Annotated in this window: 2 protein-coding genes; both read left to right on the top strand. The window is 72.7% G+C overall.

Annotated elements, in window-relative coordinates; translation table 11 throughout:
* The coding region (locus E1269_RS31740; RefSeq protein WP_131902213.1) for a S8 family serine peptidase at nt 1–2,917 on the top strand (2,917 nt) is incomplete at its 5' end.
* 28 nt (nt 2,918–2,945) lie between these two features.
* A partial coding sequence (locus tag E1269_RS31735; protein ID WP_162606724.1) for a S8 family peptidase occupies nt 2,946–6,459 on the top strand: 3,514 nt, incomplete at its 3' end.

Genomic DNA, 6,459 nt, shown 5'->3' with positions numbered 1-6,459 from the left:
CGCTCCGGCGGGCACCCGGGCCGTACGCGAGCTCGCCAGCATCGACGCCGTCGCCGTCACAGCGCCCAAGGCGGAGGTCGGCACCGTCTGGGCGCAGCTGGAGGCGGGCACGATCGGTCAGGTCTGGCTCAACGGCCGGGTCGAGGCGACCCTGGACGACAGTGTCTCGCAGGTCGGCGCGCCGGCGGCGTGGGAGGCCGGGTACGACGGCACGGGCACCACGGTGGCCGTCTTGGACACCGGCTGGGACCCGACCCATCCCGACCTCGCCGGGCAGGTGGTCGGCGCGGCGAACTTCACCGAGGACGTGGACCCCGAAGGCCGGACCGGTGTCGACGGGCACGGGCACGGCACCCACGTGGCGGCGACGGTGGCCGGCACCGGGGCTGCGTCCGGTGGCGCCAACCGCGGTGTGGCGCCGGGCGCGGACCTGCTGATCGGGAAGGTCCTCGACACCGGCGGCAGCGGGTACGAGGACTGGATCATCGCCGGCATGGAGTGGGCGGTCGCGCAGGGCGCCGACGTCATCAACATGAGCCTCGGCCATCCCGACCCCAGCGACGGCACCGACCCGCTCAGCCTGGCCGCCGACCGGCTCAGTGCCAGCTCCGACGCACTGTTCGTCGTCGCGGCCGGCAACACCGGCCCGATGGAGAGCACCATCGGGGGCCCGGGCGCGGCGGAGTCGGCGCTCACGGTCGGCGCTGTGGACGAGGACGACCAGCCCGCGGACTTCTCCTCCCGCGGGCCGCGGCTCGACGGCCTCATCAAGCCGGAGATCGTCGCTCCCGGTGTCGGCGTGGTCGCTGCCCGCGCCGCCGGCACCTCGCTGGGCAACCTGCTCGACGAGCACTACACCTCGCTCGACGGCACGTCGATGGCCACTCCGCACGTCGCCGGGGCCGCCGCCATCCTGGCCCAGCAGCACCCGGAATGGGACGGCGAGCAACTCAAGGCCCGCCTGGTCACGACCACCATCCCGCTCGAAGAGGTGGCGGCCACCGTCCAGGGCGCCGGCCGCCTCGACATCGCGGCGGCGGTGGGCGAGTCCGCCGTCGTCGACGCGGGCGTCCTGGACTTCGGCCTCCTGCACTTCGAGGACGACACGGCCGTCGGGACGCTGACGTTCACCAACCCCACGGACGAGCGGGTGACGCTGCGGCTCACGACGGAGGCGGACCGGACCGGCCCGGGCGACGACGCGAGATCGCCGATCCGGCTGCGTCAGCCGGTGCTGTCGATCCCGCCGGGCGGGCAGGCCAGCACCCAGGTGCAGGTCTCGCCGAGCGGACTGGACGGCGGCTCCTACGAGGGCTACGTCGTCGCGACCGACACGCGCGACCGGTCCACGACCATCGGCACGCTGGTGTCGTTCGCCGTCGAGGCGCCCCGGCACACTCTGACCGTCACCGCCGTCGACCGTGACGGAGAACCGGCGCACGGCCCGGTCGACGTGTGGAACGTCGACACCTGGGAGGGCACGCGCGGCTTCTTCTCCGACGGCGTCGCCACCTTCGAGGTGTTCGAGGGCATCTACTCGGTCACCGCGTCCATCCAGGACGGCGCCTTCATCGACGCCACCAGCGTCACCGTCGCCGCCGACCCGCAGCTCGTGGTCGGCCGCGACACGACGATCGCCTACGACGCCCGCGAGGCCGGACCGGTGACGGTGGACACGCCGCTGCCCACCACCCTGACGAGGGGCCAGGTGCTGTGGACGCGCGAGATCGGTGGCGAGTCCGTGACCAGTGAACTGGCCGACGTGACCGCGGACCGGCCGCTCTACTTCCTGGCGAGCGATCCCGCACGCGACGGCACGTTCGACGTGACGACGGCCTGGCAGCTGGACCAGCCGCTGTCGGCCGACGTGCCAGACGCGACGTACTCGTACCGGCTGGTGTTCACCGAGGACGACGGCCTGCCGGACGCACGCTCCTACACCGCCGACCACGACGACCTGGCCGCCGTCCACGGGACGTACCACCAGTCCTCGGACCAGCAGGTGAACCGCGAGTCGTGGCGGCCGTTCACGGAGGGTTCGCTGCTCGGCGTGAGCATGACCCTGGTGCGCAACGGACCCGTCGAGCGCACCGACTACCTGAGCACCGACGGCCTGGAATGGCAGCGCGACGGGCGGCCGCACTGGTCGCCGGTGGCGTTCACGGTCAACTCGCCGGCCGAGCGGTACGAGCCCGGCGTGGAGTACGAGCAGGACTGGTGGGGACCGCTGACCCGGCCGTCCGTCCCGCCGGTCACCGGGCTGGAGCAGTACGGCCTGCCGGTCTCGCGATTCCGTGACGCGATCCGGGCCCTGGTCCCGCCGCACCGCTTCGGCGACGACACGATGCGCGGCGCGGGCAACACGCCGGGCGAGGAGTTCGAGCTGACCCTGCACAGCGACGGAGAGCTGGTCGGGACGTCGAACGCGTCGGCGTTCCCGTCGCAGTTCACCGTCCCGCCGGAGTCGACGGAGCTGGAGCTGCGGGTCCAGGTCGAGAACGACGCGGACTACTGGTCGGACCTGTCGGTGTCGACGGACACGACCTGGCGGTTCGAGTCCGAGCGCGCCGGGGACGAGGGCGTGGTGCTGCCGCTGGTCCAGGCCGACTACGGGCTCGACGTCGGCCTCTACGACGAGATGCCGGCGGGCGAGCCGTACCCGATGGCGGTGACGCCGCAGTACCAGCCGGGCGCGACCGGGCCCGGCGAGTTCGAGGTGGCCGTCGAGGTGTCCTTCGACGACGGCGCCAGCTGGCAGGCCGTGCCGGTGACGCCGGCCGGCGAGGACGACGCGGTCCAGGCACAGGTGCCGGCGGCGGACCCGGGGTTCGCGTCGGTCCGGGTCGAGGTGACCGACGCCGATGGCAACGCGATGACGCAGCAGATCGACCGGGCCTGGCGGATCGGCCAGCCCTGACATGCGCGGACCGAGGCGAGGGAGAGACATGAGCGATCCGAACCGCAAATGGTCCAGAGCGCCGCTGTCGTTGCTGGCGGCGGCCGCGGTGATCGGGCTCGGTGCCGCGGCGCCGGCCAGCGTGGCACAGCCGGCCGACGTGCAGCCGTCGAGTGCGTCGCAGGCCGCGGCGACGTCGGGCGCGGGGCAGACCTACCAGCTCACGCTGCTCACCGGCGACGTCGTGACGTTGCACATCGCGCCGGACGGACGGCAGGCCGCGTGGGTCGAGGAACCCGCCGACGGCGCGGACACGGCCGACAGCCGGGAGCCGCGCATCGCCGAGCTCGACGGGCACGTGCACGTCGTGCCCGAGGAGGCGGTGCCGCACCTAGAGTCCGGCGCGCTCGACGAGCGGCTGTTCGACGTCACGTACCTGGCCCAGGAGGGCTACCACGACGCCGCGACGGCCGAGCTTCCCCTACTGCTGGCGGCGCCGGACGGTCCCGGAATCCGCAGCGTGCCCGACGCTCCGGCGGGCACCCGGGCCGTACGCGAGCTCGCCAGCATCGACGCCGTCGCCGTCACAGCGCCCAAGGCGGAGGTCGGCACCGTCTGGGCGCAGCTGGAGGCGGGCACGATCGGTCAGGTCTGGCTCAACGGCCGGGTCGAGGCGACCCTGGACGACAGTGTCTCGCAGGTCGGCGCGCCGGCGGCGTGGGAGGCCGGGTACGACGGCACGGGCACCACGGTGGCCGTCTTGGACACCGGCTGGGACCCGACCCATCCCGACCTCGCCGGGCAGGTGGTCGGCGCGGCGAACTTCACCGAGGACGTGGACCCCGAAGGCCGGACCGGTGTCGACGGGCACGGGCACGGCACCCACGTGGCGGCGACGGTGGCCGGCACCGGGGCTGCGTCCGGTGGCGCCAACCGCGGTGTGGCGCCGGGCGCGGACCTGCTGATCGGGAAGGTCCTCGACACCGGCGGCAGCGGGTACGAGGACTGGATCATCGCCGGCATGGAGTGGGCGGTCGCGCAGGGCGCCGACGTCATCAACATGAGCCTCGGCACCAACTACGCCACCGACGGCACCGACCCGCTGAGCCAGGCGGTGAACCGGCTGAGCGAGTCCTCGGACACGTTGTTCGTCGTCGCGGCCGGCAACCTGGGGCCGGCCGAGGGCACCGTCGCGTCGCCGGGCGCGGCGACGTCCGCGCTGACCGTCGGCGCGGTCGACAAGCAGGACCAGCCGGCGTCCTTCTCCGCGCGCGGGCCTCGGCGCGGTGACGACGCGGTGAAGCCGGAGGTCGTGGCGCCGGGCGTGGGCATCGTCGCCGCCCGCGCCGCCGGCACCTCGCTGGGCAACCTGCTCGACGAGCACTACACCTCGATGAACGGCACATCGATGGCGACCCCGCACGTCGCCGGAGCCGCCGCCATCGTCGCCCAGCAGCACGCCGGCTGGGACGGCGAGCAGATCAAGGAGCGGCTCATCTCCAGCAGCGTGGCGCTGGAGGACCAGCCGGTGACGTTCCAGGGCGCCGGCCGCATCGACCTCGCCTCCGCGACGGCCGATGCCGCCAGCGTCGACCACGGCGTCGTCGACCTCGGCTACCTCGGCATGGACGACCCGTCCGTGAGCCAGATGCTGACCTATCACAACCCGACCGACGAACGGATCACCCTGCGGCTGACCACCGAGGTGACCCGCCCGGGCTCGGGCCAGGTGACCCCGGCACTGCGCCTCAGCGACAGCGTCCTGTCGATCCCGGCCGGCGGCAGCGCCACCACCGAGGTGCAGGTCGCCGCGTCGGCGAGCGTGGGCGGCACCTACACCGGCCAGATCGTCGCCACCGACCCGCGCAACCGCGACGTCGAGCTGCACAGCGTGGTCTACTTCACCGTCGAGCGGCCGGTGCACACCGTGACCGTGACCGCGACGGACCGTGCCGGCGAACCGGCCAAAGGCCCGATCGACCTCTGGAACACCGAGACCGGGGAGTGGAAGCGGGGCTTCATACGAGCCGGCACCGCCGAGATCGAGCTGCCCGAAGGCCTCTACACGCTGATCGGCTCGGTCGAGACGCCCGGCAGCGGGACGCTGACCACCAGCGACACCGTCGTGGGAGAGCCGGAGCTGACCGTCGACGAGGACGTGTCGCTGCACTATGACGCCCGCGACGGCGAGCTGATCGAGGTGGTCACCCCGCTGGAGACCGATCTGGAGGACGTCACGATCAACTGGCGCCGCGAGGTCGGCGAGCAGTCGATGACGCGGATGCTGGGGGACAACTGGTTCGAGCCGCACCTGTACGCGATCCCGAGTGCGAAGCCACGCACCGGGACGTTCGAGTTCAGCACCACCTGGCAGCTCGTGCAGCCGCTGCTCACCGTGACCGTGCCGGGCGACGACGGGTTCCAGCTCGACCCGTACCCGGCGCTGATCTCCGACGAGAACCCGTATGTCGGCGAGGGACCGTTGCCGCTGGTGGACGTGGGCACCGGCACCGCCGCCGAGTTCGCCGCCGCCGACGTCGACGGCAAGGTCGCCTTGGCCACCCGGCGCGGCGGTTGGAACGAGACGAACGAGCAGCTGGAGCTGGCGCGCGCCGCCGGTGCCGCACTGCTGCTCGTCGCGAACGACGAGCCCGGCGTCTGGAGGCAGACCATCTGGCTGGGCTCGCAGCCGTCGTACTCGGTGGCCGGCGAGACCGGCGACCAGCTGCGGGCGGCGCTGGCAGCCGACCCGGACCTCGTCCTCGACGTCGTCGGTTTGCGCGACTCGACCTACAACTACGAGCTGGCGTTCACCGAGGACGGCGGCATCCCGGGCGGCATCACCTACGACGCGGCCGAGACACCGCTGGCGGTCGTCGAGTCGGAGTACCGCGACGTCTCCGAGCAGATGAACCGCACCGAGCTGTGGGCGTCGTACGTCGGGTCGGGGACGCTGGGCAACGGCCTGAGCATTGCGCGCAACGGGCCCGTGCATCGCACCGAATACATCAGCAGCGAGGGCGTCGAGTGGCAGCGCTTCGGCCAGCCGCACCAGGAGTTCCCCAGCCTCTACTGGACGTGGTCGTCGATCGATCCGTACGAGACCGGGTCGACCACCGAGCAGCTGTGGTGGGGACCGCTGGTGGCGCCGGGTACGCCGGCGCTCACCGGCTCGGAGGAGTACGGCCTGCCGGCGGCCCGGTTCCGCGACGCGATCCGCATCGCGATCCCGCACTACCTGTACGGCCCGGCCCGCTACGGCTTCATCTACGAGCAGGCCGGCGACGCCTCGGAGCTGACGCTGCGCCGCGACGGGGAGGTCGTTGGCACGGCGCCGTGGTCGGAGGCGCAGTTCACGGTGCCCGCGGAGGAGGCGGACTTCGAGCTGTCGCTCTCGGTCACCAGCGGCGCGGCCAACTTCTCCGACCTGTGGACGCACACCGAGACGACGTGGGGGTTCCGGTCGGGTCGTCCGTCGGGTGAGTCCGAGGTGCTGGCGTTGGTGCAGCTGGGTTACGAGCTGGACGCCGGGCTGCGCAACGAGGTGCCGGCGGGGGTGTCGT

The organism is Jiangella asiatica, from assembly GCF_004349065.1.
GTDB classification, from domain to species: Bacteria; Actinomycetota; Actinomycetes; order Jiangellales; family Jiangellaceae; genus Jiangella; species Jiangella asiatica.
Note: the sequence above shows the minus strand (reverse complement) of the source record. Positions and strands in the feature narration are given on the sequence as shown.